The 23,265-nt window shown below is 49.4% G+C and carries 21 protein-coding genes; 12 read left to right on the top strand and 9 right to left on the bottom strand.

Features of this window, described 5'->3' with window-relative positions; all coding sequences use genetic code 11:
* Window positions 1-189 precede the first annotated feature (189 nt).
* Together EC843_RS11240 and EC843_RS11235 are read left to right on the top strand one after the other, a co-directional pair.
* The gene (locus EC843_RS11240) at window positions 190-1,710 is read left to right on the top strand and encodes a PAS domain-containing methyl-accepting chemotaxis protein (RefSeq protein WP_121814853.1); all 1,521 of its coding nucleotides are present in this window, start codon (window positions 190-192) and stop codon (window positions 1,708-1,710) included.
* A 146-nt stretch (window positions 1,711-1,856) separates the two neighbouring features.
* Window positions 1,857-2,888, top strand: coding sequence for an NADP-dependent oxidoreductase (locus EC843_RS11235; protein ID WP_064543289.1), 1,032 nt, complete (start codon window positions 1,857-1,859; stop codon window positions 2,886-2,888).
* A gap of 33 nt (window positions 2,889-2,921) precedes the next feature.
* On the opposite strand, the gene EC843_RS11230 is transcribed toward EC843_RS11235, so the two are convergent.
* A complete protein-coding gene (locus EC843_RS11230) occupies window positions 2,922-3,938 on the bottom strand; it encodes a LacI family DNA-binding transcriptional regulator (protein ID WP_064543291.1) in 1,017 nt (338 codons plus the stop codon).
* Window positions 3,939-4,229: 291 nt separating this feature from the next.
* Between EC843_RS11230 and ascF the strand changes: the two genes are divergently transcribed.
* Window positions 4,230-5,690, top strand: a complete 1,461-nt coding sequence (gene ascF, locus EC843_RS11225) for a PTS cellobiose/arbutin/salicin transporter subunit IIBC (RefSeq protein WP_064543293.1) — start codon at window positions 4,230-4,232, stop codon at window positions 5,688-5,690.
* Between the two features lie 17 nt (window positions 5,691-5,707).
* Window positions 5,708-7,138: a 6-phospho-beta-glucosidase gene (locus EC843_RS11220; RefSeq protein WP_064543294.1), complete on the top strand. Its 1,431-nt coding sequence runs from the start codon at window positions 5,708-5,710 to the stop codon at window positions 7,136-7,138.
* A gap of 51 nt (window positions 7,139-7,189) precedes the next feature.
* Here the strand turns inward: EC843_RS11220 and EC843_RS11215 are convergent, their stop codons facing one another.
* Window positions 7,190-8,125, bottom strand: a complete 936-nt coding sequence (locus tag EC843_RS11215) for a LysR family transcriptional regulator (protein WP_064543296.1) — start codon at window positions 8,123-8,125, stop codon at window positions 7,190-7,192.
* A 170-nt stretch (window positions 8,126-8,295) separates the two neighbouring features.
* Between EC843_RS11215 and EC843_RS11210 the strand changes: the two genes are divergently transcribed.
* The 3 genes from EC843_RS11210 (at window position 8,296) to EC843_RS11200 (ending at window position 11,968) form a co-directional block, all read left to right on the top strand.
* Entirely contained in the window at window positions 8,296-9,630 is a 1,335-nt protein-coding gene (locus EC843_RS11210) for an MFS transporter (RefSeq protein ID WP_121814854.1), read from the top strand.
* A gap of 14 nt (window positions 9,631-9,644) precedes the next feature.
* Window positions 9,645-10,811, top strand: a complete 1,167-nt coding sequence (locus EC843_RS11205; RefSeq protein ID WP_133522259.1) for a M20 aminoacylase family protein — start codon at window positions 9,645-9,647, stop codon at window positions 10,809-10,811.
* 140 nt (window positions 10,812-10,951) lie between these two features.
* Window positions 10,952-11,968, top strand: coding sequence for a hypothetical protein (locus tag EC843_RS11200; RefSeq protein ID WP_064543301.1), 1,017 nt, complete (start codon window positions 10,952-10,954; stop codon window positions 11,966-11,968).
* A 49-nt stretch (window positions 11,969-12,017) separates the two neighbouring features.
* Here EC843_RS11200 and EC843_RS11195 read toward each other — a convergent pair whose 3' ends face one another.
* From EC843_RS11195 to EC843_RS11180, 4 genes are all read right to left on the bottom strand, one after another.
* Complete coding sequence (locus EC843_RS11195; RefSeq protein WP_121815733.1) at window positions 12,018-12,533, bottom strand: DUF2501 domain-containing protein; 516 nt, start codon at window positions 12,531-12,533, stop codon at window positions 12,018-12,020.
* A gap of 175 nt (window positions 12,534-12,708) precedes the next feature.
* Window positions 12,709-13,350 carry a TetR family transcriptional regulator gene (locus EC843_RS11190; RefSeq protein ID WP_064543303.1) on the bottom strand — a complete coding sequence of 214 codons (642 nt, stop codon included), beginning with the start codon at window positions 13,348-13,350 and terminating at the stop codon, window positions 12,709-12,711.
* A gap of 108 nt (window positions 13,351-13,458) precedes the next feature.
* Window positions 13,459-13,932 carry a threonine/serine exporter gene (locus EC843_RS11185; RefSeq protein WP_064543305.1) on the bottom strand — a complete coding sequence of 158 codons (474 nt, stop codon included), beginning with the start codon at window positions 13,930-13,932 and terminating at the stop codon, window positions 13,459-13,461.
* Window positions 13,923-14,699 carry a threonine/serine exporter ThrE family protein gene (locus tag EC843_RS11180; protein ID WP_133522258.1) on the bottom strand — a complete coding sequence of 259 codons (777 nt, stop codon included), beginning with the start codon at window positions 14,697-14,699 and terminating at the stop codon, window positions 13,923-13,925. The genes EC843_RS11185 and EC843_RS11180 overlap by 10 nt, the downstream gene beginning before the upstream one ends.
* Window positions 14,700-15,002: 303 nt before the next feature.
* Here EC843_RS11180 and pobA point away from each other — a divergent pair, with 303 nt between their 5' ends.
* From pobA to EC843_RS11160, 4 genes are all read left to right on the top strand, one after another.
* Entirely contained in the window at window positions 15,003-16,187 is a 1,185-nt protein-coding gene (pobA, locus tag EC843_RS11175) for a 4-hydroxybenzoate 3-monooxygenase (RefSeq protein WP_064543307.1), read from the top strand.
* A 53-nt stretch (window positions 16,188-16,240) separates the two neighbouring features.
* Window positions 16,241-17,143 carry a helix-turn-helix domain-containing protein gene (locus EC843_RS11170; RefSeq protein ID WP_133522257.1) on the top strand — a complete coding sequence of 301 codons (903 nt, stop codon included), beginning with the start codon at window positions 16,241-16,243 and terminating at the stop codon, window positions 17,141-17,143.
* A 242-nt stretch (window positions 17,144-17,385) separates the two neighbouring features.
* Complete coding sequence (locus EC843_RS11165; RefSeq protein ID WP_064543311.1) at window positions 17,386-18,036, top strand: LuxR C-terminal-related transcriptional regulator; 651 nt, start codon at window positions 17,386-17,388, stop codon at window positions 18,034-18,036.
* A 21-nt stretch (window positions 18,037-18,057) separates the two neighbouring features.
* On the top strand, window positions 18,058-18,762 hold the full coding sequence (locus EC843_RS11160; protein ID WP_064543313.1) for a LuxR C-terminal-related transcriptional regulator: 705 nt from the start codon (window positions 18,058-18,060) through the stop codon (window positions 18,760-18,762).
* Window positions 18,763-18,811: 49 nt separating this feature from the next.
* Here the strand turns inward: EC843_RS11160 and EC843_RS11155 are convergent, their stop codons facing one another.
* Window positions 18,812-19,270 (bottom strand): YbaK/EbsC family protein, encoded by a 459-nt coding sequence (locus tag EC843_RS11155; RefSeq protein WP_064543315.1) that lies wholly within the window; start codon window positions 19,268-19,270, stop codon window positions 18,812-18,814.
* 441 nt (window positions 19,271-19,711) lie between these two features.
* Here EC843_RS11155 and EC843_RS11150 point away from each other — a divergent pair, with 441 nt between their 5' ends.
* Complete coding sequence (locus EC843_RS11150) at window positions 19,712-21,058, top strand: PTS sugar transporter subunit IIC (RefSeq protein ID WP_064543317.1); 1,347 nt, start codon at window positions 19,712-19,714, stop codon at window positions 21,056-21,058.
* Window positions 21,059-21,109: 51 nt separating this feature from the next.
* Here the strand turns inward: EC843_RS11150 and fhuF are convergent, their stop codons facing one another.
* Entirely contained in the window at window positions 21,110-21,901 is a 792-nt protein-coding gene (gene fhuF, locus EC843_RS11145; protein ID WP_133522256.1) for a siderophore-iron reductase FhuF, read from the bottom strand.
* Window positions 21,902-22,008: 107 nt separating this feature from the next.
* Window positions 22,009-23,073: a GGDEF domain-containing protein gene (locus EC843_RS11140; RefSeq protein ID WP_064543320.1), complete on the bottom strand. Its 1,065-nt coding sequence runs from the start codon at window positions 23,071-23,073 to the stop codon at window positions 22,009-22,011.
* Between the last annotated feature and the right edge of the window lie 192 nt (window positions 23,074-23,265).

Genomic DNA, 23,265 nt, shown 5'->3' with positions numbered 1-23,265 from the left:
AAGCCACTAATAACTTTATGAAATTATTGGAAAATGTGGCTCTCTTCTAAAAACATTATAAAAAATATGGCTTAGTTAAAAAAGTGTGATCGCCATCAAGTTTAACCGCTAAAGGAAATCTTTGCAGCGCCGAAATAACAACACGATGAAAAAAATTAACAATTAGCTAACCTATTCAAGGGAGTTGCTATGACTGCGCGCACGGCTATTACACAGCACGAATACCTGCTTGATGACGATACGACTTTGATGTCCACGACCGATTTAAAAAGCGTGATCACCCATGCGAATGATGCGTTCGTGAAAGTGAGCGGTTACCAACTTAACGAACTTACCGGACAGCCACATAACCTGGTGCGCCACCCTGATATGCCAAAAGCCGCTTTTGCTGATATGTGGTTCACCCTAAAACAGGGCGAGCCGTGGACCGGAATTGTTAAAAATAGGCGTAAGAATGGTGATCACTACTGGGTTCGCGCCAATGTAGTGCCGGTGGTGCGCAACGGTAAAACCACCGGATATATGTCGATTCGCACCAAAGTACGGCCGGAAGAAATTGCTGCCGTCGAACCGCTGTACAAGGCGCTGAAAGAAGGGCGCTGTAAACGCCGTCTGTTTAAAGGACTGGTGTTGCGCAAAAGTATGTTGGGGAAATTGCCCGCTTTACCACTAAGAGCCCGCATTCGCCTGATTATCAGCAGCGTATTTTTATCGATGATGGCCGCACTCATTGTGACGGAACAAGGTGCGTTGCCGCTGGTAGTCAGTGCTGTGGCAAGTGTGTTGGCCTGCGCGTTGCTGGAGTGGCAAATTGCACGCCCGTTAGAAAATGTCGCCCGCCAGGCGCTGGAAGTGGCGACGGGCAACCAGCAATGTGTGCAGCATCTGGCACGAACCGATGAAATCGGCATGACGTTACGCGCCATAGGCCAGCTCGGGTTGATGTGCCGCTGGCTGATTCATGATGTCAGTCATCAGGTCGAAAACGTGCGCAGCGGCAGTGAAACTCTGGCGCAGGGCAATGTCGAACTCAACGCACGCACGCGCCAGTCGGTGGTTAACGTGCAGCAAACGGTCACTACCATGAGCCAGATGGCGGTTTCAGTACAGAACAACTCTGAAACTGCCGCCGCTGCCGATAAGCTTTCCAGCTCTGCGAGCGATGCCGCAGCACATGGCGGTAAGGCAATGGAAACCGTGGTAACGACGATGGATGATATTGCCGACAGTACGCAGCGTATCGGCTCCATTACTAGTCTTATCAACGATATTGCTTTCCAAACTAATATTCTGGCGCTCAACGCTGCCGTGGAAGCCGCCCGTGCTGGCGAGCAGGGCAAAGGGTTTGCGGTAGTGGCGGGTGAAGTGCGTAACCTGGCACAGCGTAGTGCGACGGCGGCAAACGACATCCGCAAGCTTATCGATGCCAGCGCCAGCAAAGTGCAATCAGGCACTATTCAGGTGCACGAAGCGGGGCGCACCATGAATGACATCGTGGCGCAGGTGCGTAATGTGACGCAGCTTTTAGGGCAAATTAGCCACGCGACATCGGAGCAAGCGCAAGGGCTGTCTGATTTAACCCGCGCGGTGGCGGAACTGGATGCCATCACACAGAAAAATGCGGCACTGGTCGAAGAAAGTGCCGAAGTCTCGGCGATGGTAAAACACCGCGCCGCACGGCTGGAAGATGCGGTAACGGTTCTGCATTGATTCAACAGTGGCTGGAGAAGCGTTAGCGCCATCCAGCCTTTCAAACGAATGCTTAAAGGCACTTTTTTCATGCCACACTCAGCAATTATTAGCTAGGCTGGGACAGATTGACCGTTTATTCACGACCCTAACCTATGGAGAGCGTTATGACTCAGTCGTCCCAGATTAACCGCCGCTTTGTGCTTAAGCAGCGTCCACAAGGTATGCCAACCGATCAAGATATTCGCCTCGAAGAAGCACCCGTCCCACAACCTGCCGCAGGCCAGTTGTTGTTACGTACCCTCTATCTGTCACTCGACCCGTATATGCGCGGGCGCATGGATGATACGGAATCCTATTCTGCCCCATTAGCCATTGGCGATGTGATTGGTGCAGGTACCGTTTGCCGGGTTGAAAAATCTGCACATGCGGATTACAAAGCGGGTGACCTGGTGTTGGCTTATACCGGCTGGCAGGATTACGCGCTCTCTAATGGCGAAGGTTTGCAAAAACTCGACGCCAATATGTCGCACCCGTCGTATGCGCTCGGTTTACTCGGCATGCCCGGTTTTACCGGCTATATGGGCTTGACCGATATTGGCCAGCCAAAAGAAGGTGAAACGGTAGTTGTAGCCGCCGCCAGCGGCGCGGTAGGTTCGGTTGTTGGCCAGGTGGCGAAATTACTGGGTGCAAGAGTGGTGGGTATTGCGGGTGGCGCGGAGAAGTGCCGTCACGTCACCGATACTTTAAAATTCGATGTCTGTATTGACCACAAAGCACCAGACTTTGCCGAACAGCTTAAAAAAGCCTGCAACAAAGGGATTGATGTTTATTTTGAGAATGTCGGTGGTGCAGTGTTTGACGCCGTTTTGCCTCTGCTCAATACCAAAGCGCGTATTCCGGTGTGCGGTGTTATCAGCCAGTACAACGGCATGAACAGCGCATTCGAGCAGGACAGATTACCGTTGTTGATGAGTAGCATTCTGAAAAAACGCATGCGCGTACAAGGGTTTATTATTTCCCAGGATTACGCCGATCGTTATCCAGAATTCTATCAGCAGATGAGCCAATGGCTGGCTGAAGGGAAAATTCAGTACCGCGAAGATGTGGTTGATGGCCTGGAGAAGAGCGTAGAAGCGTTTCGCGGTCTGTTGAGCGGTAAGAACTTCGGCAAGTTGATTGTGAAAGTCGCGAGTTGATTTTTATTGAAACGGCGCTAATGCGCCGTTTTATTAACCTTTATATGGCCCGTCAATCACCGAATTTCTGGCTAACAAATCCGACGTAAACACATTATCTTTCGATAAGTATCCGCCATCCAACATGGATATTAAGCGGTTGATGACCTCACTGATCATATCGCTCACCGGATCTTTAATACTGGTTAACGCCGGAGAAAGATAAGGTGCAGTCGGAATATTATCGAAGCCAATAATCGATATATCCTGTGGAACAGAAATTTCCATATCGTTTAATTTTTTCATGGCTCCGACCGCCATTTCATCATTACTGGCAAGAATCGCGCTGATCTTATGTTTGCGTGCAAGCAATGCTTCTACCGCAGAAACACCGCTGGCTGGCGTCCATTTTCCGTGGGCAATCAACTCTTCGTTTACAGCAATATCATATTGATTCAACGCTTCTTTATAGCCCGCTAAGCGCTCGATAGCGGTAGGGGAATCCATTGCGCCGGTAATAAAAGCAATATCACGATGCCCGCGTTCAATAAGGTATTTTGTCGCCATCAAACTGGAGCCTTTATGGTCACAACAAATACAGTGGCTCTGGTGTTTTCTGAGTTTTCGGTTCACTACCATAATCGGCTGTTTATGCTGATCAATAATGTCGTCCATTTCATCAATGGTCAAAAAGCGTGGATAAATAATTACCGCATCACAGCGTAAATCGAGCAAGAACTGAATCGCTTCGCGTTCTTCCTGCGCACTGTGTTTACCATCCACCAGAATAAGCTGACGGCCATTGTCTTCTAATTTCTTCGCTGCCTGCGAAAGTATTTCACTGAAATAACTGCCGTTATAAAGCGTGTTGGTGACCACTAAACCAATACATTCTGACTTATTCGTCGCCAGATTTCGCGCCAGCAAATTGGGCCGGTATCCCGCTTCTTCGATGGCTTTATAGACCTGCTCTTTTGTGGCTTCGCTGACGTATCCCTTGCCGGATAAAACGCGTGAAACAGTGGCTTTTGAGACGCCGGCTTTTTGTGCCACTTCTAGCATTGTCGACATGGGAGCTTCCTGGCTTTTTTGAATGCCTCATTTTACACATTCCGCGGCGACAAAATACTGCCGAAAAGGTGTGGTGAGGGCCCTTTTAGAACAACTTGTGGCGATCGTCATCACAAAATTAACAATATGTAAAATTAGGATTTGATCTGTTCTATTTTCATGGTCAATCTAATGTGGAACCGGTTACCTATCTCTCAGACCCCTACAAGTCGTCGCGGAGTTGCCGGAGAGTTTTTAGTAACTACATGAATTTAAAAATATTAAAGTCTCATGACGAGAGAGTGGTAACTCATGGCTAAGAATTATGCGGCAGTATCTCAGTCGATAGTCGACGCAATAGGTGGCGCGGGCAACGTCGGCGCGGTGACTCACTGTATGACCCGTTTGCGTTTTGTCCTCAACGACGATAGCCGGGTCGATACCGCAAAGTTAAAAGCTATTAGTGGCGTGATGGGCGTCGTGCGTAGCGAAAATCAGTGCCAGGTGATCATCGGCAACACCGTTTCACAAGCTTACGCTGAAGTGCTGAAACTGCTGCCGGAAGGGATGCAGCCCGCGCAACCCGCTCCGGGTAAAAGCAAAATTACGCTCAAACGTATTGGTGCCGGGATTTTGGATGCGCTGATTGGCACTATGTCACCGTTGATTCCGGCGATTATCGGCGGCTCAATGGTAAAACTGCTGGCGATGATTCTGGATATGACCGGCGTCTTCGGCAAAGGCTCCTCAACGCTTATCATCCTCAATGTGATTGGCGACGGCGCATTCTTCTTCCTGCCAATCATGGTTGCGGCATCGGCGGCGGTAAAATTCAAAACCAATATGTCGCTGGCAATTGCTATTGCCGGTGTGCTGGTTCACCCCAACTTTGTTGACCTGATGGCGAAAGCGGCACAAGGCCAACACGTTGAATTTATGGGGATGTCGGTCACTGCGGTGAAATATACCTACACCGTCATTCCTGCGCTGTGCATGACCTGGATTCTTTCGTATATCGAAAAATGGGTTGACCGCATCACCCCAGCGGTGACGAAAAACTTCCTCAAACCGATGCTGATTGTGCTGATTTCCGCACCGATTGCCATCATGTTGATTGGCCCGCTGGGTATCTGGATTGGTACCGGAATTTCCGCACTGGTTTACACCGTTCATAGCTACCTGGGCTGGTTGTCCGTGGCGATTATGGGCGCACTGTGGCCGCTGCTGGTGATGACCGGTATGCACCGAGTATTCACACCGTCTATCATTCAGACCATTGCCGAAACGGGCAAAGAAGGCATGGTTATGCCATCAGAAATTGGTGCTAACTTGTCGCTCGGTGGTTCATCTCTGGCAGTCGCATGGAAAACGAAAAACCCTGAACTGCGCCAGACTGCGCTGGCTGCGGCGGCATCGGCCATTGTGGCGGGGATTTCGGAACCGGCACTTTACGGTGTGGCGGTACGTTTGAAACGCCCGCTGATTGCGGCATTAATCAGTGGTTTTGTCTGCGGCGCGGTCGCAGGAATCGGTGGGTTGGCCAGCCATTCCATGGCATCTCCGGGCCTGTTCACCAGTGTGCAGTTCTTTGATCCAGCTAATCCGATGAGCATTGCTTGGGTGTTTGGCGTGATGATTCTGGCCGTGGTGCTCTCTTTCGTCCTGACGTTAATCCTGGGCTTTGAAGACATTCCCGTTGAGCAAAGTCACGAGAAAGAGCCAATCCAGCCAAACGCCGTTGTTGCACCGCAACATGCTGTAAACGCTAACTAACTTAGAAGAGGGACTTTATGTCAGCATCCATTTTTCCTGATGACTTTTTATGGGGCGGTGCTATTGCTGCGAACCAGGCTGAAGGTGCCTACCTCGCAGGAGGAAAAGGGCTTTCAACCGTCGATACCATTCCGCACGGTGAGCATCGTCTGGCGGTGAAACTCGGTTTAGAAAAACGTTTTTCACTGCGTGATGACGAATTTTACCCGAGCCATGAAGCGATCGATTTTTACCATCGCTACAAAGATGATATTGCGCTGATGGCTGAGATGGGGTTTACCGTTTTCCGTACCTCGATTGCCTGGAGCCGTATCTTCCCTCGGGGCGATGAGAAAGAGCCTAATGCGGAAGGGATCGCGTTTTACCGTGATCTGTTTGCCGAGTGCAAAAAACACAATATCGAACCGCTGGTCACGCTGTGCCACTTTGATGTGCCGATGTATTTGGTGCAGGAATATGGTTCGTGGCGCAGCCGCAAAATGGTGGAGTTTTTCACCCATTACGCGCGTACCTGTTTTGAAGCCTTTGACGGCCTGGTGAAATACTGGCTGACCTTCAACGAAATCAATATTTTACTTCACGCTCCATTCTCCGGTGCGGGTCTGGTATTTGAAGAAGGCGATAACAAAGAACAAGTGAAATACCAGGCGGCGCACCATGAACTGATCGCCAGTGCGTTAGTGACCAAAATTGCTCACGAAGTTAACCCTGATAACCAGGTCGGCTGTATGTTGGCGGGTGGGAATTTCTATCCGTATTCTTGCAAACCGGAAGACGTGTGGGCAGCGCTGGAAAAGGATCGTGAGAACCTGTTCTTTATTGATGTGCAGGCACGTGGTGCTTATCCGTCGTACTCCAAACGTCTGTTCCGCGAGAAAGGCTTTGAGCTTGAAGTGCTGCCTGGCGACGACGAAATCCTCAAGAATACCGTCGATTTTGTCTCATTTAGCTACTACGCCTCACGTTGTGCTTCCGGTGAGATGAACGAGCTCAACAGCAACGCGGCAAACATCGTTAAGTCACTGAAGAACCCGTACATTCAGGCGAGCGAGTGGGGCTGGGGCATTGACCCGCTTGGCCTGCGCATCACCATGAACATGATGTACGACCGCTACCAGAAGCCACTTTTCCTGGTAGAAAATGGCCTGGGTGCAAAAGATGAAGTTAATGCGCAGGGCGAAATCAACGATGACTACCGCATCGACTACCTGCGTGAGCACATCAAAGCGATGGGCGATGCTATTGAAGATGGTATCCCGGTTATCGGCTACACCTCGTGGGGCTGCATTGATTTGGTCTCCGCATCGACCGGTGAAATGAGCAAGCGTTATGGTTTCATCTACGTTGATCGTGACGACCAGGGCAACGGCACATTGGCACGTACACGTAAAAAGTCGTTCTGGTGGTATAAGAAAGTGATCGCCAGCAATGGCGCTGATTTAAGCTAACAAGCCCCGTTTTACGGCCCGGTTTCAACCGCTGGGCCGCCTTCACACATTCTAAACCCGCACCACCATCTCCAGAGCATCGCTGTCTTGTAACCAGTCGCGGGTGTTAATTCTTAGCATTTCCATAAAGGTGTGTCCGGCACTGGAAAGACGGCCGATATTCGGGCACAGAATGCTGATATTGCTGGCTGGAAGCACTTCGCGCAGTACCAGCGGGCGCAAGTTTGAACTGTAGCCAGGGAAGCGCAAACGCACTGACGTCCACATGCTGACCATATTGGTTTGTTCCATCATGCGCGCCATGATCCACGGCGATGAGCAGTGGATAATATTTTGCGGCAGCGGCAGGTTATAACGCCGGAAAACCTGGCCTAAAATCGAGTGTTCACCAGGTTCATCCCAGTCCAGCCACGGGTAATCCATCAGGTTTTTCAGCGAGGTTGTATGGGTGACGGGATGTTGGTTTCCGGCAATAATCGTGTTGCTCAGCGCATACAGCGTTTCGTGATACATACCGTTTTGCACCGCATTGCTGGCGCTGGTGATGACGGCAATATCCAGGCGTTGGTTCTCCAGCGCATCGTGAATTTGTTGCGGTCTGCCTTCCATCACGATCAGTTTCACGCCGGGGAAACGTGCCTGAAATTGAATCAACGTGTGGGTAAATGGCCCGTAGGATGCAGCAGAGGTAAACCCCACTCGTAACTGGCGCATCGCTTTGCCGAGCAGATTGTCGATTTCGTCACGCGCCTGGTGCAGCGAGCGGTCGATGTCGCGCGCATGGCGCAGCAGAACTTGCCCATACTCATTTAACGTTACGCCGCGTGATGAGCGTTGCAGAATCGGCATGCCGATTTCCGCTTCCATCTCCTGAATGGTTTTCGAAATGGCCGGTTGTGTGAGGTGTAATGCTTTCGCCGCTTTGCCAATGCTGCCTTGCGCGGCAACCTCTAACAAAATATCTAACTGATTTAGTTTGATTTTCAATTTTCTGTCCCGCCTGAGCCACCACCGTGGTGCAAATTTTGCTCTCTAACAATACAAACAAGATAACCAAAGGCATAACTAATTTTTATGATTGTAATGTTCTTTTTTTATGCAGATAGTTAAATCCAGCCCAGTTTGTTTACATCTGAATAACAAAAGAGGACGTGAGCATGAAACAGCGTGTCAGCTATGCCCAGTTAGATGCCGGGATCTCCGCCTCGCTTCCCGTAGATGTGGCGTTGGTTCCGGAACGTGCCAACTTTAAGTCATTGGTGGCGGTGACGATTGGCAACGGCCTCGAGATTTACGATTTTGCGGTTTACAGTTTTTTCTCGGTGATTATTGGGCATCTGTTTTTCCCCAGCTCCAATGAATACACCTCGTTGTTGTTAGCGGTGGCGACATTTGGCGTGGGGTTTGTGATGCGCCCGCTCGGCAGCATGGTGCTTGGGAGCTATGCCGATAAACATGGGCGCAAAGCGGCCATGACGCTGATACTGGGGCTGATGTCTTTAGGGGTGATGATGGTGGCTTTTGCGCCCACTTATCAGCAAGCCGGGATTATGGCGCCCGTGGTGCTGGTGGCCGGGCGCATGTTGCAGGGCTTTTCAGCAGGTGGTGAAGTGGGGGCGGCAACCTCGTGGTTGATGGAAGCCGGTGATAAATCTCGCCGCGGTGCGCGAGTGAGCTGGCAGATGACCAGCCAGGGCGGCGCGGCACTTTTTGGTGCGGCAATGGGCGCGGGCCTGAGCCATGTTCTGAGCGAACAGCAGTTGTATGACTGGGGCTGGCGTATCCCGTTTATTGTCGGCCTTGCGATCATGCCGATTGGTTTGTACATCCGTCGCCAGCTTGAAGAAACGCATACCGTGACGCCTGCGGTGAGTGCAGAAAACCCGGCATTAACGCTGTGGCGTGAACATCGCCGCGCTCTATTACTGGGCATTTTACTGGTGATGAAAGGCACTACGACTTTTTACATCATCATCTATTACATGCCAGCGTATATGGTTAACACGCTGCATATGCCAGCCAGCACCTCATGGTGGGTGAGTTTGACCGCGGCGGCTCTAACGCTGCTGGTGCCTTTCTTCGGCGGTAAACTGGCGGACAAATTGCCACGGCGTAAACCGATCCTGATTGGCTGCGCAGTGGGATCATTTGCCCTGATTTGGCCGATCTTCGCGACAATTCTGCATGGCGCTCCGCTGGGCGTCACCCTGCTGCTGATTGCTATCGATCAGATACTGGCAAACATCAGCTCGGCTGCATTTTTCTTGTTGATCCTTGAAGCGTTTCCAAAAGCGGTTCGTGCCTCCGGTATGGCGATGGTTTATGCCATTGGCGTTACGCTGTTTGGTGGCTTCGCACAATTGATAGTGACCTGGTTGTTGAAAGTCACCGGCCAACCGATGGCTCCGGCATGGTATTTGATGTTCTGCGCGGTGGTGACTTTTGCCGCGTTGCTGGCCTGGCACGAACGCAAAACTTTCTGTGATGAATAAAAAGGAATAACCCTATGCTGATTAAAGAAATTCTCGATTACGAAGAAGAGATGATTGCCATTCGTCGCGATTTCCATCAACACCCAGAGCTAGGTTTTGAGGAGTTCCGTACCAGCGACCGTATTGCCGAATTGCTGACGGGCTGGGGCTATGAAGTTCACCGTGGGCTAGGTGGCACAGGGGTTGTTGGCACGTTGAAAGTGGGTAGTGGCGGTAAGCACCTGGGCATTCGCGCTGATATGGACGCCTTGCCGATGCAGGAGCAAACCGGGCTGCCGTGGGCGAGTGTGGTTGAGGGGAAAATGCACGCCTGCGGGCACGACGGGCATTGCGCTATTTTGTTGTCAGCCGCGCGTTATCTGGCAGAACATCGCCCGTTTAGCGGCACGCTCCATCTGATTTTCCAGCCGTCAGAAGAGACGATTGGCGGTGCCAAACGGATGATTGATGACGGCTTATTCAAGCTGTTTCCGTGTGATGCGGTGTTCGGTTTGCACAATTTCCCTTTGCTGCCAGCAGGTGAGATCGCCACCAAACCAGGCGCGTTGATGGCTTCCTCAGACAGCATGACCGTGACGCTCGAAGGAAAGGGCGGACATGGATCGATGCCGGAGCACTGTATTGATCCGACCGTTGCCGGGGCGTCGATCGTTATGGCGCTGCAAACGATTGTTTCGCGCAATGTTGATCCGCAGGATTCTGCCGTGGTCACAGTGGGCAGCCTGCAAAGCGGCACCACGCACAACATCATCCCGCACAGCGCGGTACTCAAGCTCAATATGCGTACTTTCAAATCGGAAGTGCGTGATGCGGTGAAACAGCGCATTCAGAAATTAGTTCATGCTCAGGCCGAAAGCTTTGGCGTGAAAGCAACGATCGCCGTGGATTTTGGTTATCCGGTGACGGTGAATGATCCTCAGCAGACCGAGTTTGCGTTGCAGGTAGCGCGCGATGTTTTTGGTTCCGATAAAGTCGCCGATCCTGCGCAGGTGAAAAGTGCCATGGGCAGCGAGGACTTTTCATTTATGTTGGAAGAAGCCCCTGGCTGCTATTTATGGTTGGGGACGGCAACGGGCAACAATGATTACTCGGTTCACCATCCGCTCTATCAATTTAACGATGCCTGTATTTCAGGTGGCGCGACTTACTGGGTTAAATTGACCGAGTCATTTTTACGCTAGCTTTTGCTCCTCACCCTGCGTCATGCGCGGTGAGGAGGTACTTTTCAAGCGGTAATCCAGCCTGCAAATTACAACTTTCTGCTGACGGTCAATCACGGAGGATTTTCTAGACTGAAAGAAAACGTCTGCAGAGGTTTTACATGTCCTGGCAACCTTTTCTCTCAGTGATCCCAGGATCGGTGCCTGCGGATCTTGCCATTAAACACATCACTTGCAGCGACATCAGTGATGACTGGCCGATGAAGGATCAGGTATCAGAGCAGATCGATGACATCAATCAACAGCTAGCATCAGACCCTTCTTTGGAAGCCCCGGAAATCATTTTAGACAACCTGGGAATACGCCAGATTAGGTGCCGGAACAAACACTCAGAATTTGCCTTTCATAATCGCCCCGCGCTCGCGGAGTGGCGTTGCCAACTGGTGCCGACGGCACTTGCGCTGTGGGCGGTGCAGCACCCGCTTGCCGAGCGCCTGATTAGCGGCGGGGAGATGGATCTCAATAGTCGGCCATGGTTTATTCACGCCAACGATGCACGGGGGATTCGCTCGCGCGCCAAAGTAATGGCGGCCATTGCCGATATTCATCTCAACGACCGCGTTTCAGGAAACTGGATAAGCCTCGCTTGCGGCGCGGCGGTGCCGGTTTTAAAGACTTTGCGCGGGGCAAAATTAAAGGCGCAGAAATTCACGTTGTTGCTGGTTGACCACGACAGGCAATCGCTGAAGTTTGCCCGCGGGCTGGCGACACAATATGGGTTGGTTGAAGGCCACCATTTTTCGCTGTTAATGCGCAATTTGTTCGACCGGATGATTGCCAGTGACAAGCTGGTTCAGGAACTGGGCGAGGAGTCAGCGGAGCTGGTCGACGGGCTGGGTATTTTCGAATATTTCTCGCAGGCCGAAGCGGTGCATTTCATTCGCCACGCGCTGCGTCTGGTGAAACCCGGTGGCGTGCTGATTATTTCTAATATGCTGAAAACCAGTCCACAAATTGACTTTGCGCTGCGTTGTGTCGGCTGGACCACGATTTATCCACGCACGCTGTTTGAGCTTAGGGAGATTATTCTGGCCGCCGGAATCAATCTGCAAAACGTCACCGTGACGTTACCCAGCGATGGGGTGTATGCCGTACTGGAGATTAATGTTAAGGAGTGAGTATTGATGATCCGCCCTACAGCCGCTTTACGCAGGGCGGAAAATCAACTTAGGAAAGGTAGCTCATGCCCTGCTTGAGGACAAAATCACAGGCCTGAGTTTTTACTTTTTCTGCTATCGGCGAACTGCCAATAGTGTCCAGATTCAGTTGCTGGCCTTTGCCGGTATTGAGCATCCCCATCAAGCCTTGTGTGTAATCCTGTGGCTGAGTTTCTTTCTTGCCGCTATCAAGACCCAGTTTATCGAGCAGCTCGCTTTTCACGTTGTCGGTGTTGGTGGCTGAAACCAGTTTGTTTTTCATGCAGTACTGCAAAATGCCCGCCGCGTTAGTCATGCTGTTGGCGCTCAGGGCCTGAGTACCGCCGCCGAGCAGGCTGGTTAGTGAGGAAAGTGAGTTGCCAGTGGTTGCGGTGGTCGCAGGTGTTGCAGTATTGCTGGTGGTGGTTTTGCTTAATTCACTCGCAGCACTGGAGAGTTGATCCTGCCAGCTCGACGCCATCGCCTGGCCTGCAAATACGGATGTTGCCAACGCCAGTGCACAGAGAACCCGATTGCTTGCTTTCATCATTTTTATACTCTTTTCGTTAACCTGCATCGCAGGAGAATTTTCGACGAGTATACCGCTATCTGTAGGGCGATGGGTGCCAGGAGATTTCCTAAAGCTTCCAGATTTACCCTAAATAATTCAAGCTGCAGGTGCGTTGGCTGCAACTCGAATTATTTAGGGTAGAGATTTATGTTTATGGCCCGATATAACGCAGCACCACTTTTACCGCCATTTCACGGTAATGTGCTGTGCTATCAACCGGTTCTGAACCATCTTCAAAGAAATTCGAAAATGTGTAGCTGTTTGCGACGTGGTAGAAACAAAAACTACTGATCAGGCGGTGGACGTCTTTAGCGGTGACGAGTCTGCTGAATAGCTGTTTATCCTGGCCTCGGGAAAGCACATCTTGCAGTAATTCCAGCGCACTGCGGTTTATCTCGCGTAAGTAAGCCGACTCTTTCACAAAGCGCCCACGCTGCATGTTCTCCATGCAGATGATCCGAATGAAATCGGGGTGAGTGACGTGGAAATCAAAGGTCCATTCTACCAGTTCCACCATCGCTTCGACTGGCGGCTGGTCAGTGAGATTAAGCTGGCGCTCACAGCTGCGAATTTGGGTGTAAACATATTCCAGCACCTGAACGTAAAGCAGCTCTTTGCTTTTAAAGTGATAAACCACCATCCGTTTGGTGGTGTTGGCTTTCTCGGCAATTTGCTCCATGCGTGCGCCGTTAAGGCCAAATTCAGCGAACAAACTAATGGCGCTGAAGAAAATCTTTTCTTTCAAACTGGCGTCATCAAAACGCTCAGGAAGATAAATTTCGTGGGTTTCCACGCAAGGCTCCTTAATGTCATCAGGCCGCTGGTATCGCCCAGGCCAGATGACATTAAAACAAGTTTGCGTGGGCAAAGCACTGATGAGTTAGCGAAGCCCTGCAACACATCACACTCGCGGGCGTTTACGGTACAGCCACAGGCCTGGAATGGATAAGCCAATCGATAATGCTCCGACGATAAACGACGCCTTCAGGAAGTTGGTGAGCAGTTGAATCATCAAGTCTTCGGTGTAACCAAAGTGGCTCAGTTTCACGGCTGAAATCATGGCGGTGTAGGCAGAAATGCCAGGGAACATCGGAATAACCGCCGCCACGGTAAAGACTTTAGGATGGGCGAGATACCAGCGCGACCACTGAATACCGATGCTGCCCACCAGAAGTGAAGCGATAAACGTGCTCCATTCAATGTTCATGCCCGCCGTCATCATCGCCATTCTCGAACCGTGGCCAATGGCACCCAGCAGTGCGCAATAAGGTAAGGCACGCTGTGGGACGTTAAACACCAGGGCAAAACCTGCGGCGGGAATGGCGGCCAGCGTCATGTCCTGAAGCAGCGCCAGTAAAAAGTCGATTACTCCCATCCTTTTAACCCCCACAGTGACATCGCCATCACCACTCCAATACACGTGGCAAGCGTAAGCAGGCTAGCCATCGCCCATCTGGCAAGGCCAGTATTGACGTGGCCTTTAAACATATCGGCGACGGCGTTAATCAGCGGAAATCCAGGAACCAGCAACAAGACGCTTGCGGCCATCGCAATATTTGAGGTCATGGCGAACGGGCCTTTGGCAATCAGCAGGCCAGAAATCGTGGTGGCGACAAACGCCGTGATGCAGAAGTTAATTTGCGGATGCAGGTGGTGTGATGTGAGCACCAGGCGCACATACATCGCCACCGAACTGGCAAGGAAAGCAACCATTGCACCATCCCAACCGCCGCTATTGAGCTTACAGAAACAGCCGCAGGAAAGACCGACCATCAGCACTACTAACCAGCGGGGATAGCGCAAGGGTTTAATGTACTCAAAACGCTTCAAAACGTCTTTATGATCCAAAAGCTTATGCTCGGCCAGGATCACGATGTGCTGCACTTCCGTCACCACATGCATATTGATGCCGCGGTCGCTGTTTTTGCGTGTCGTCGTGAGGCACTGATTGTCTTTGATGGTGCTGAGTACGATGGCGTTCGCTGAGATTGAGCTTTCAACGCTGTCCATCCCTAATGCCACACCTAAACGACTGGAAAGCTCTTCTACAAGGGCGCTTTCGGCGCCGTGTTGCAACAAGAAAAGCCCACATTGAATGCAGAGGCGGGTGACTTCGCGCTGCGGGTTGACATCTGTCGACATGCCTGGCCTATGTAAGATGAAAAGCGACGGCGGTCGCTGAAATTTTAACATCCCCCATTTTTAACATATGCCGACCCCTGTACTCAGGCGCACCAGATCAACATTTAGCGTAATAACGCATTTCGCACACTTTTTCGGCGAAATATGAGCTTGTCCGCACTTTGAGTGAGACTTTCGAAAAGTGCACGTTTTAGACAGATATTGGCCTTCTTTTTCTCTCTGTGGACGCTAAAAATGCACGAATGAGCATTTGTTAAACATAAAAACAACATTCATGTAACGTTTTATTAGAGAGCATATCTTATGAAAACTCAGGTCGTGATAATCGGTGCTGGCCCGTCGGGTTTGTTGTTGGGGCAATTGCTGCACAATGCAGGTATTAGCAATGTGGTGTTAGAAAGACAAACCCCGGAGCACGTACAGGGGCGAATTCGGGCGGGTATCCTGGAAAATGGCACCGTAGATTTGCTGCGTGAAGCCGGGGTCAGTGAAAGAATGGATGCCGAAGGGCTGGTCCATGAAGGCGTGGAGTTTTTGGTAGATGGAAAACGTATTCCGGTTGCGCTAAAAGAGCTGACCGGTGGCAAAACGGTGATGGTGTACGGCCAGACCGAAGTGACGCGTGATTTGATGGACGCACGCCGCAAAACCTCAGCGCCGACGATGTACGGTGTCAGCAATGTACAATTGTTTGATGTGAAAAGTGATTCGCCGTATGTCACTTTTGAAAAGCAGGGCGAAACCTACCGCATTGATTGCGATTACATTGCCGGATGTGATGGTTTTCATGGTGTTTCACGTAAAGCGATTCCGGCAGAGATTACTCGCGAGTATGAACGGGTTTATCCCTTCGGCTGGCTCGGCTTGTTATCTGACACGCCACCAGTAAATCACGAGCTGATTTATGCCCATCATCAACGCGGATTTGTGTTGTGTAGTCAGCGCTCACTAACCAGAAGTCGCTACTATTTGCAGGTTCCTTTAAGCGATAGCGTTGACGCCTGGCCGGACGAACGCTTCTGGGATGAGCTTAAACAGCGGTTGCCAAAAGAATTGGCGGATAAGTTAGTGACTGGTCACTCACTCGAGAAGAGCATCGCGCCGTTACGCAGTTTTGTGGTTGAACCGATGCAGTATGGCAACCTTTTCCTGGTGGGAGATGCAGCGCACATCGTACCGCCAACCGGAGCCAAAGGGCTAAACCTGGCCGCCTCTGATGTGAATTATCTGTTCCGGATCTTATGTAAGGTGTACCACGAAGGGCGAACCGATTTGCTGGAAACCTATTCACCTATGGCGTTGCGCAGGGTGTGGAAAGGTGAGCGTTTTAGCTGGTTTATGACTAATCTCCTGCATGATTTTACAGGAATGGATGCGTTTGACCGCAAAATGCAGCAGGCAGATCGTGAGTATTATCTGACCTCACGCGCCGGATTGACGACTATCGCCGAAAACTACGTCGGTTTACCGTTCGAGCCCGTTGAATAAACTACACTTATTCACTATTAGTCTGTGGATCTTATGCTTAAAAAGAGGACGTAATGAATCTGAATGCCAGTATTCCGGTATTTAAACTATATGGTGAAAGCCGGAACTGGCCTGCAGCAGATTTGCTGCATTGCGAATCGATTCAAAGCCGCAGCAGCCTTTATGAATGGCACATTCGCATTCATCAGCATGCGGATTTGGTTCAATTACTTTATTTGCACAAAGGTGAGGTGGAGATAGATATTGAAGGCGTTAAGCATCATGTGCGACAGGCGTGTATTCAGGTGGTACCTGCGTTGTGCGTGCACGGTTTTAAATTCTCACCGGGGACTCAGGGTTATTCGCTTTCGTTTTCAGCTCCGTTAATCGCCCAGTTTGAGCAGCAATTTGGCCGCCCTTTACAGGTACTTAAGCAGGCGGCGTGTGTGCCGGTTAAAGGCTCGAACAGGCAAATTAATACACTGTTTAGTACCTTACAAAGTGAGTATGAAGGAGCGGGGGAAGCCCGTGACATGATGCTGCATTCATTAATCAGCGCGCTTTTAGTTTGGCTCAATCGGCAATGTGCTCCGGTACCAGGCAGCAGTTCGCGTGTCGAGCGAAAACGGGCGGTGATTCATCAATTTAATCAACTGGTTGAGTGTCATTATCGTGAGCAGTTGCTGGTCACGCATTATGCCAGCGAAATCGGTTTATCAAGTGTGCACCTGAATACCCTGTGCCATGAGTTCTATGGCTGTAGCGCTCTGAATGTCCTGCATCAACGCGTGTTGCTCGAAGCCAAACGCAGGTTGCTGTATACCAGCATGACGATCAGCCAGATCTCTGATTATCTTGGCTTTAGTGATGCGACCTATTTTTCGCGTTTTTTCCGCCGTTATACGGGTACGACGCCAAAGGATTTTCGTCAACATCCGATGCGTGAATTGAAAGCGTCTTTAATAGAAGGAAGGTAATTGTTTAATTAAATTTAAATCGTTATTTAGTCACACTGACTATTGTTTTGTAGTTTGTAGATTATTTGTAAATAAGATCATAACTTGAAATATTATTTCATCATAAAAAACTCCTTCTAATTTAAATTTCCATCTGAATAAACTATTGTATTTTTGTTGTTCAAAGCACTTATATGTTTAATGTATGAGTGAATCATCGGTCATATTTTAAATAATATGAATGCATTAATCAAAGGAATGATATGGAAAACATTATTAGTACAAATAGTTTACCTGGAAAAATAATGGTGGTTGTACCCTGCGTGTTAACGGCAGCAGGAATTGTACATCGATTAAAATCCATGCCAAAAATTCATAAATTAGTGAGCAATATCAAAAGGATTGATGAGGCTTATGGAGAGGTATTAAAAGCCACGGACTCACTTGTTATTTTGAATATTAGCGAGTCATCTACTCAACTCGCTGAGGAGATAAAATTTATTAACTGGTGCCGTACAGTGCAACCTGGCGCTGCCATTGTTGCTTACACACGAAATCATAAACTTAGCGTGTTGAATTATATTTCTGCTTTGGGCGCGCGGGTGATTATTTCTCAATACGAGTCATCCTCAACATTCACCGATTTAATTATAAAGTCTTTTTCCTCCAGATCGATGCTTTCCAGCCCGATGATCAAGAATATTCTGGATACGAGAATTTCAGGTGAACTGACGGTATGCGAAGTTCAGGTAATAGGGCAGTTATTTCTTGGGCACAACGTCAGCCAGGTTGCTCAAAGTTTAGGACGCGATATCAGAACGGTGAGCGCACATAAAAGACATGCGATGGAAAAACTCGGCCTTCAGTGTGAGAAAGATCTCCATGTCTTGGGTTGCGCACTGCTAGGAAAGTGAAAGTTTTAAAAGGAGATAAATATGCAGGAAAGCAAAGCAAAGGTCTTTTTGCGTAACCCATTTTGCCGCGCGTTAGTTGTTAGCAAGCGGCCAATGATGAGAGAAGGCCTTCAGTTTATGATGAAGGAACGCGCTGAGAAATCATCGCTCATTCTTTGTGAAAACTATTTGGATATCAGGCCAGAAATATTGCTGCAGATCGATGTGGTGGTTATTGAACTGGATAGCACGTTGCAGGAAATCTTCGAAGCCTGTGATTTCTTCAACCAATTACAAAATCAGCACCGGCAAGTGGAGTGGGTTTTCACGCTTCCCGTGAACTTGGTGAATATTGCCATTGAACGGTTGTTGACGGCCAAAACAGCATTGCTTTCTTTACATGAACCGATGAGCCGTATTATCGAACATGTCTTTAATAGCGGTGGTCAAACCGAAAGAATTAGCCGGCTTCTTTTGCAAGAAAAAGCGGTTAATACGTCCGATATTACGGTGACGAATGCCAATTTAACTTTTTCAGAGCGTCGTGTTCTACGGCTGCTTAGCAAAGGGTGGCAACTGACCCAAATTGCGACTCTGCTCGAGAAAAGTTACAAAACCATCAGTGCACAAAAAAGCAGTGCTATGCGCCGCCTGATGCTGAAAACGGACGCCGAAATGTATGCATGGATGATCAGTGTACATGGGATGCAGGAGCTGAATTTGCCTCCGTATCACCAGGGGATATGAAGAAAATTAGTGATGACTGAGGTTCGCTAGTGCGTCCTCAGTCATCTGATTATTGGCAGACATCGACCCAAAGTGCAGCTGTGAGTTCAGCCAGACGAGCCGGGGAAATACGCACTGCGCTATGAATCGCTCCTGCTGCGGGTAAAACTTCTTCGTACTGTTTTAGTGAAATATCACAGTAAACCGTTAACGGATTTTCCAGGCCAAACGGACAAACCCCGCCTACTGGATGACCTGTCCAGATAACCACTTCATCGCTGCTGAGCATGCGGGCTTTTGCCCCTAAAGCCGCTTTGAGTTTTTTATTATCCAGGCGTGCGTCACCTTTCGCGACAACCAACACGACTTGATCCTTAACTTTCAACGACAATGTTTTAGCAATTTGGCCCGGTTCAACGTTATGGGCCATGGCTGCCAGAGCAACGGTGGCGGTGCTTTGGTTTAATTCTATGATGTCGATATCCGGGGCGTTTTCGGCAAAGAATTGCCGGACTGACTGCAGGCTCATGCTTTTCTCCCATTCTTGGCCGCAAATAATTTGGCATAAGGCTGTGCTATATGTAAACCAGTGAACGCATAATTTCTATGTGTCATGAATACATACCGTCAATAGCCAATGCTGTGATGTGAAATAGCTAAACAACTCAAAGTTTCAGTGATTTCTGGATCTTCTTCACAATCACTGCAACCGGTTTCAGTAACCGGTTGCAGAGTAAGAAAAGGCGATGAATACTGAAACGGTCACACACCTGTACCCAATAATAAGAGCAGCCTATGAAACCTATTTTTTTATGCTGTGCCACTGATGCCCCTGCCAGTGTTTTAGACATTAAAGCTATATCTAAAAAGGTCCCGGCTACGGGGATCAATTATATAAATTACGGATTGTTACGCGGCGATATTCTTCCCGCTGTAACATTCGCGTTGAAAGCCTGACAGGAGCACTGCTATGTCATCGAATCATGCCGCTTTTAATCTGATCTTTCGCTTCGTAGAAAACTACGTGAGTCCCGTCGCGGGAAGAATTTCATCACAACGCCACGTTATGGCGATTCGTGATGGGTTTATTTCTGCGATGCCATTCATGATTGTCGGTTCGTTCCTGCTGGTCTTCGCCTATCCGCCTTTCTCGCCAACCACCACCTGGGGCTTTGCTCGTGCATGGCTGGATATGGCAAAACAGTTTGAAGGGCAAATTCTGACGCCGTTTGATATGACGATGGGCATTATGTCTATCTACATTTGTGCGGCGATTGCCTATAACCTCGGTAAACATTATATGAAGTCGCACGGCCTGGATCCGTTCATGTGTGCGATGCTTTCGCTAATGGCATTCCTGCTGGTGGCGGCTCCGAAAACCAAAGGTGTGATGCCGATGGATAGCCTGGGTGGCACGGGGATCTTTACCGCGATTCTGGTGGCGGTTTACTGTGTTGAAATGATGCGCTTCCTGAAAGCGCACAATATCGGGATCAAGCTGCCAGACCAGGTTCCACCAATGATCAAAAACTCCTTTGATCTGCTGATTCCGGTGCTGGTTGTGGTTCTGACACTCTACCCGCTGAGCCTGCTGATTCAGTCGCAGTTCGACATGTTAATCCCGCAAGCGATTATGTCGGTGTTTAAACCTCTGGTATCTGCTGCTGATTCATTGCCGGCGATTCTGCTGGCGGTGCTGATTGGTCACTTGCTGTGGTTTGCCGGGATTCACGGTGCGGCGATTGTTTCCGGCATGCTGCAAATGTTCTGGCTGACCAACCTGGGGATGAACCAGAGCGCGTTGGCACAAGGCGCACCTTTGCCACACATCTTCATGGAAGCATTCTGGACTTTCTTCATTGTTGTCGGTGGTTCGGGGGCCACTATGGGTCTGGTGATTTGCTATCTGCGGAGTAAATCTGCCCACCTGCGTTCCATTGGCCGTCTGAGTATTGTCCCAACTTGCTTTAACATTAACGAACCCGTCATCTTTGGTACGCCAATCGTAATGAACCCAGTGTTCTTTATTCCATTCTTGCTGGCACCAATGGTTAACGCCGTGCTGGCATGGGGTGCTATGAAGATGGATTTGATTGGCCGTGTGATTTCAGTGGTTCCATGGACTGCACCCGCGCCAATCGGTGCTGCATGGGCATTAGGCTGGGATTTCCGTGCGGCGATTTTGGTGATTCTGTTGGCTGTTGTTTCCGCCATCATCTACTTCCCGTTCTTTAAAGTGTACGAGAAGCAGTTGCTGGAGCAGGAAGCGGAAGAAGCTCAGAAAGCCTCTGGCGAAGAGAGCCAACAGGCTGCTTAATGAAATGAAAGAGTGAGATGAAACGGTGGGGAAACCCGCCGTTTTGCTTTATTACTTCAGGGTACAATCGCCACAACCTTGTACATCAGGCAACTTATAGCGCTGGCAGCAGGTGCGGCGTACCAACAAACCTTCGCGCAGGATTACAGTGCGGTAGAGGGGGTTATCCTGGCCATCGCGCAGTTGTTTTTCAAAGAAACAGGCGTGGCGCAATTCAGCGATTGTCGCATCATCAAGCAACTCTCTCAGCTCACCAAAAAACCAATTTAGCAAATACCCAGTATTGCTCCAGATGAGTTTCCCATTGATCTCACCGCTGTTTTCCAGCGCCTCAACGACCGGCATTAGCCCTTCAACCAGCAGTTTCTCAATGCGTTGTTGCAACGGCTGGGTGGTTGCCACTCTATCTTCCTGAACGTCTATCCAGAAAGTGGCGGCTCTGCCCGTTTCATGAAACTCGACATGAATATGTTGTGGGCCGATATCCAGCGCTCGGGGCTGAGTGATCAGCGCCATCACCAGCGGTGGAACCAGCAGGCCAAGATACCATTGCGCCCACAGTGATTTCAGCGGTTTCCCCTCACGGGCAAGTTGCGGCTGGTTGCGATAAATATGGTCACTGTAACAGGCAAGAAGCGAGGTTAACGCAGCGGGTTGGGCCCATTGATACAACGTCTGGCTGGTTGCCGGAGCGGGCTCATTGAATTTGATGATGTCATTAAAATAAGGTCGATGGGTGATGAAATGCGCGCGCAGCTCATCTGCCAGCTCTGGCTGTGAGCTGGTAGCAAATGGCGAGTGCCATGCAAAATCATCAAGAAACTGGGAAGACTGAAAAGCCATCGACAAACAAGACCACTAATACAAATGATAATGATTGCCAATCCTATCTATAGGCAAAGCCTTTAGCAAGGCTATTTTGTGCGCGTGTTCTGATGGGGGATTTTTGCTCAGGCAGGCAGCAGCGATTCGCTGACAAAAATGCTATTACGACCCTGGCGTTTGGCTCGATAAAGAGCGCTATCAGCCTGCCGTAAGGCCTCTTCGATGTTTTGCTGTTCCAGCACGGCAAGGCCAATGCTGGCCGTCACATGGGTTGCCACGTCGTCATTAAACAAGTGTGGGATCTTTAAATCATAAACCCGTTGGCGGATACGTTCAGCGGTTTGCAAAGCCTGCTCGGCATCCACATCGGTCAGCAACACCATAAATTCTTCACCGCCATAACGGGTGACAATATCGCGAGAACGAACGGCATCGCGAATGGCGGCAGAGACATGTATCAAAGCCTGGTCGCCCATACTATGACCATAGTTGTCGTTGTAAGCTTTAAAATGATCGATATCCAGCAACAAGACGAAATGCGTGCCGCTTCCAACGGCTAACACTGTCTCAAGTCGATTTTGAAAACCACGGCGGTTATACAGACCGGTAAGGGGATCTAACATACTCAAATCGTTAAGAGTTTCTTTCTCTTCGAGTAGTTTATCCATTAAACGACGAGTAAAATTATCATTACGTTGCTGAATGATATTCTGAATGATAATGCCAATGCCCGGGAGGGCCACCGAATATAAAACTCTCGGCCAATTATTCCCGTGGTCGAGCCATAAAATCATTAGCGTTACTGGCAAGCATGAGGCGATAAATGCTTGTATGTTATTGATAAAAGAGATTGAGCCAATAAATAATATCGCCAGTAAGGCAATAATTAGAAAATTAAGATCTTTAATCGGCATCACACTGACTTTTATATAGATATGCCATGCCCAAAGTGAGCCAATTATTAACGAAACAGCGTTAATGTTGATCAGTGTTTTTTTGTTAAAAAACTGCCAGAGTAGGCAGCAGAGGCTTATCACCAGCACCATGATAATCGGTAAGGTAAGGTGCTGAGTGTGGGCAGAAGGCGACGCCATACTAAATCCCGCAGAAAACGCGTTCAGTAATAAAAATAAACGCAACGAGAGTTGATGTTTCCCATTGAGTAAAGCGCGCCAGGTTGTTGCTGTCATATCAGATAGTTCTTTTTACTCGAACTCAACATTATGCTGTTGAATAATATTATAAAAATAGATAGGAAAGTGATTTCTTAAGGAAATTATTTGACTGTTAATTATGTGTTTTTAATCGTCGCTCAATCTATCACCTTAATGAATATATGTCATCTGGTGATCAGGAATGCTAAACATTTCTAATGTAAAACA

Source organism: Buttiauxella sp. JUb87 (genome assembly GCF_004361975.1).
Lineage (GTDB): Bacteria > Pseudomonadota > Gammaproteobacteria > Enterobacterales > Enterobacteriaceae > Buttiauxella > Buttiauxella ferragutiae.
Note: the sequence above shows the minus strand (reverse complement) of the source record. Positions and strands in the feature narration are given on the sequence as shown.

Bases quoted from the DNA above. Each gene is read 5' to 3' on its own strand.
- EC843_RS11240 (WP_121814853.1), top strand. From the start codon at position 190: ATGACTGCGCGCACGGCTATTACACAGCACGAATACCTGCTTGATGAC.
- EC843_RS11235 (WP_064543289.1), top strand. From the start codon at position 1,857: ATGACTCAGTCGTCCCAGATTAACCGCCGCTTTGTGCTTAAGCAGCGT.
- EC843_RS11230 (WP_064543291.1), bottom strand. From the start codon at position 3,938: ATGTCGACAATGCTAGAAGTGGCACAAAAAGCCGGCGTCTCAAAAGCC.
- ascF (WP_064543293.1), top strand. From the start codon at position 4,230: ATGGCTAAGAATTATGCGGCAGTATCTCAGTCGATAGTCGACGCAATA.
- EC843_RS11220 (WP_064543294.1), top strand. From the start codon at position 5,708: ATGTCAGCATCCATTTTTCCTGATGACTTTTTATGGGGCGGTGCTATT.
- EC843_RS11210 (WP_121814854.1), top strand. From the start codon at position 8,296: ATGAAACAGCGTGTCAGCTATGCCCAGTTAGATGCCGGGATCTCCGCC.
- EC843_RS11205 (WP_133522259.1), top strand. From the start codon at position 9,645: ATGCTGATTAAAGAAATTCTCGATTACGAAGAAGAGATGATTGCCATT.
- EC843_RS11200 (WP_064543301.1), top strand. From the start codon at position 10,952: ATGTCCTGGCAACCTTTTCTCTCAGTGATCCCAGGATCGGTGCCTGCG.
- EC843_RS11195 (WP_121815733.1), bottom strand. From the start codon at position 12,533: ATGAAAGCAAGCAATCGGGTTCTCTGTGCACTGGCGTTGGCAACATCC.
- EC843_RS11185 (WP_064543305.1), bottom strand. From the start codon at position 13,932: ATGGGAGTAATCGACTTTTTACTGGCGCTGCTTCAGGACATGACGCTG.
- EC843_RS11180 (WP_133522258.1), bottom strand. From the start codon at position 14,699: ATGTCGACAGATGTCAACCCGCAGCGCGAAGTCACCCGCCTCTGCATT.
- pobA (WP_064543307.1), top strand. From the start codon at position 15,003: ATGAAAACTCAGGTCGTGATAATCGGTGCTGGCCCGTCGGGTTTGTTG.
- EC843_RS11170 (WP_133522257.1), top strand. From the start codon at position 16,241: ATGAATCTGAATGCCAGTATTCCGGTATTTAAACTATATGGTGAAAGC.
- EC843_RS11165 (WP_064543311.1), top strand. From the start codon at position 17,386: ATGGAAAACATTATTAGTACAAATAGTTTACCTGGAAAAATAATGGTG.
- EC843_RS11160 (WP_064543313.1), top strand. From the start codon at position 18,058: ATGCAGGAAAGCAAAGCAAAGGTCTTTTTGCGTAACCCATTTTGCCGC.
- EC843_RS11155 (WP_064543315.1), bottom strand. From the start codon at position 19,270: ATGAGCCTGCAGTCAGTCCGGCAATTCTTTGCCGAAAACGCCCCGGAT.
- EC843_RS11150 (WP_064543317.1), top strand. From the start codon at position 19,712: ATGTCATCGAATCATGCCGCTTTTAATCTGATCTTTCGCTTCGTAGAA.
- fhuF (WP_133522256.1), bottom strand. From the start codon at position 21,901: ATGGCTTTTCAGTCTTCCCAGTTTCTTGATGATTTTGCATGGCACTCG.
- EC843_RS11140 (WP_064543320.1), bottom strand. From the start codon at position 23,073: ATGACAGCAACAACCTGGCGCGCTTTACTCAATGGGAAACATCAACTC.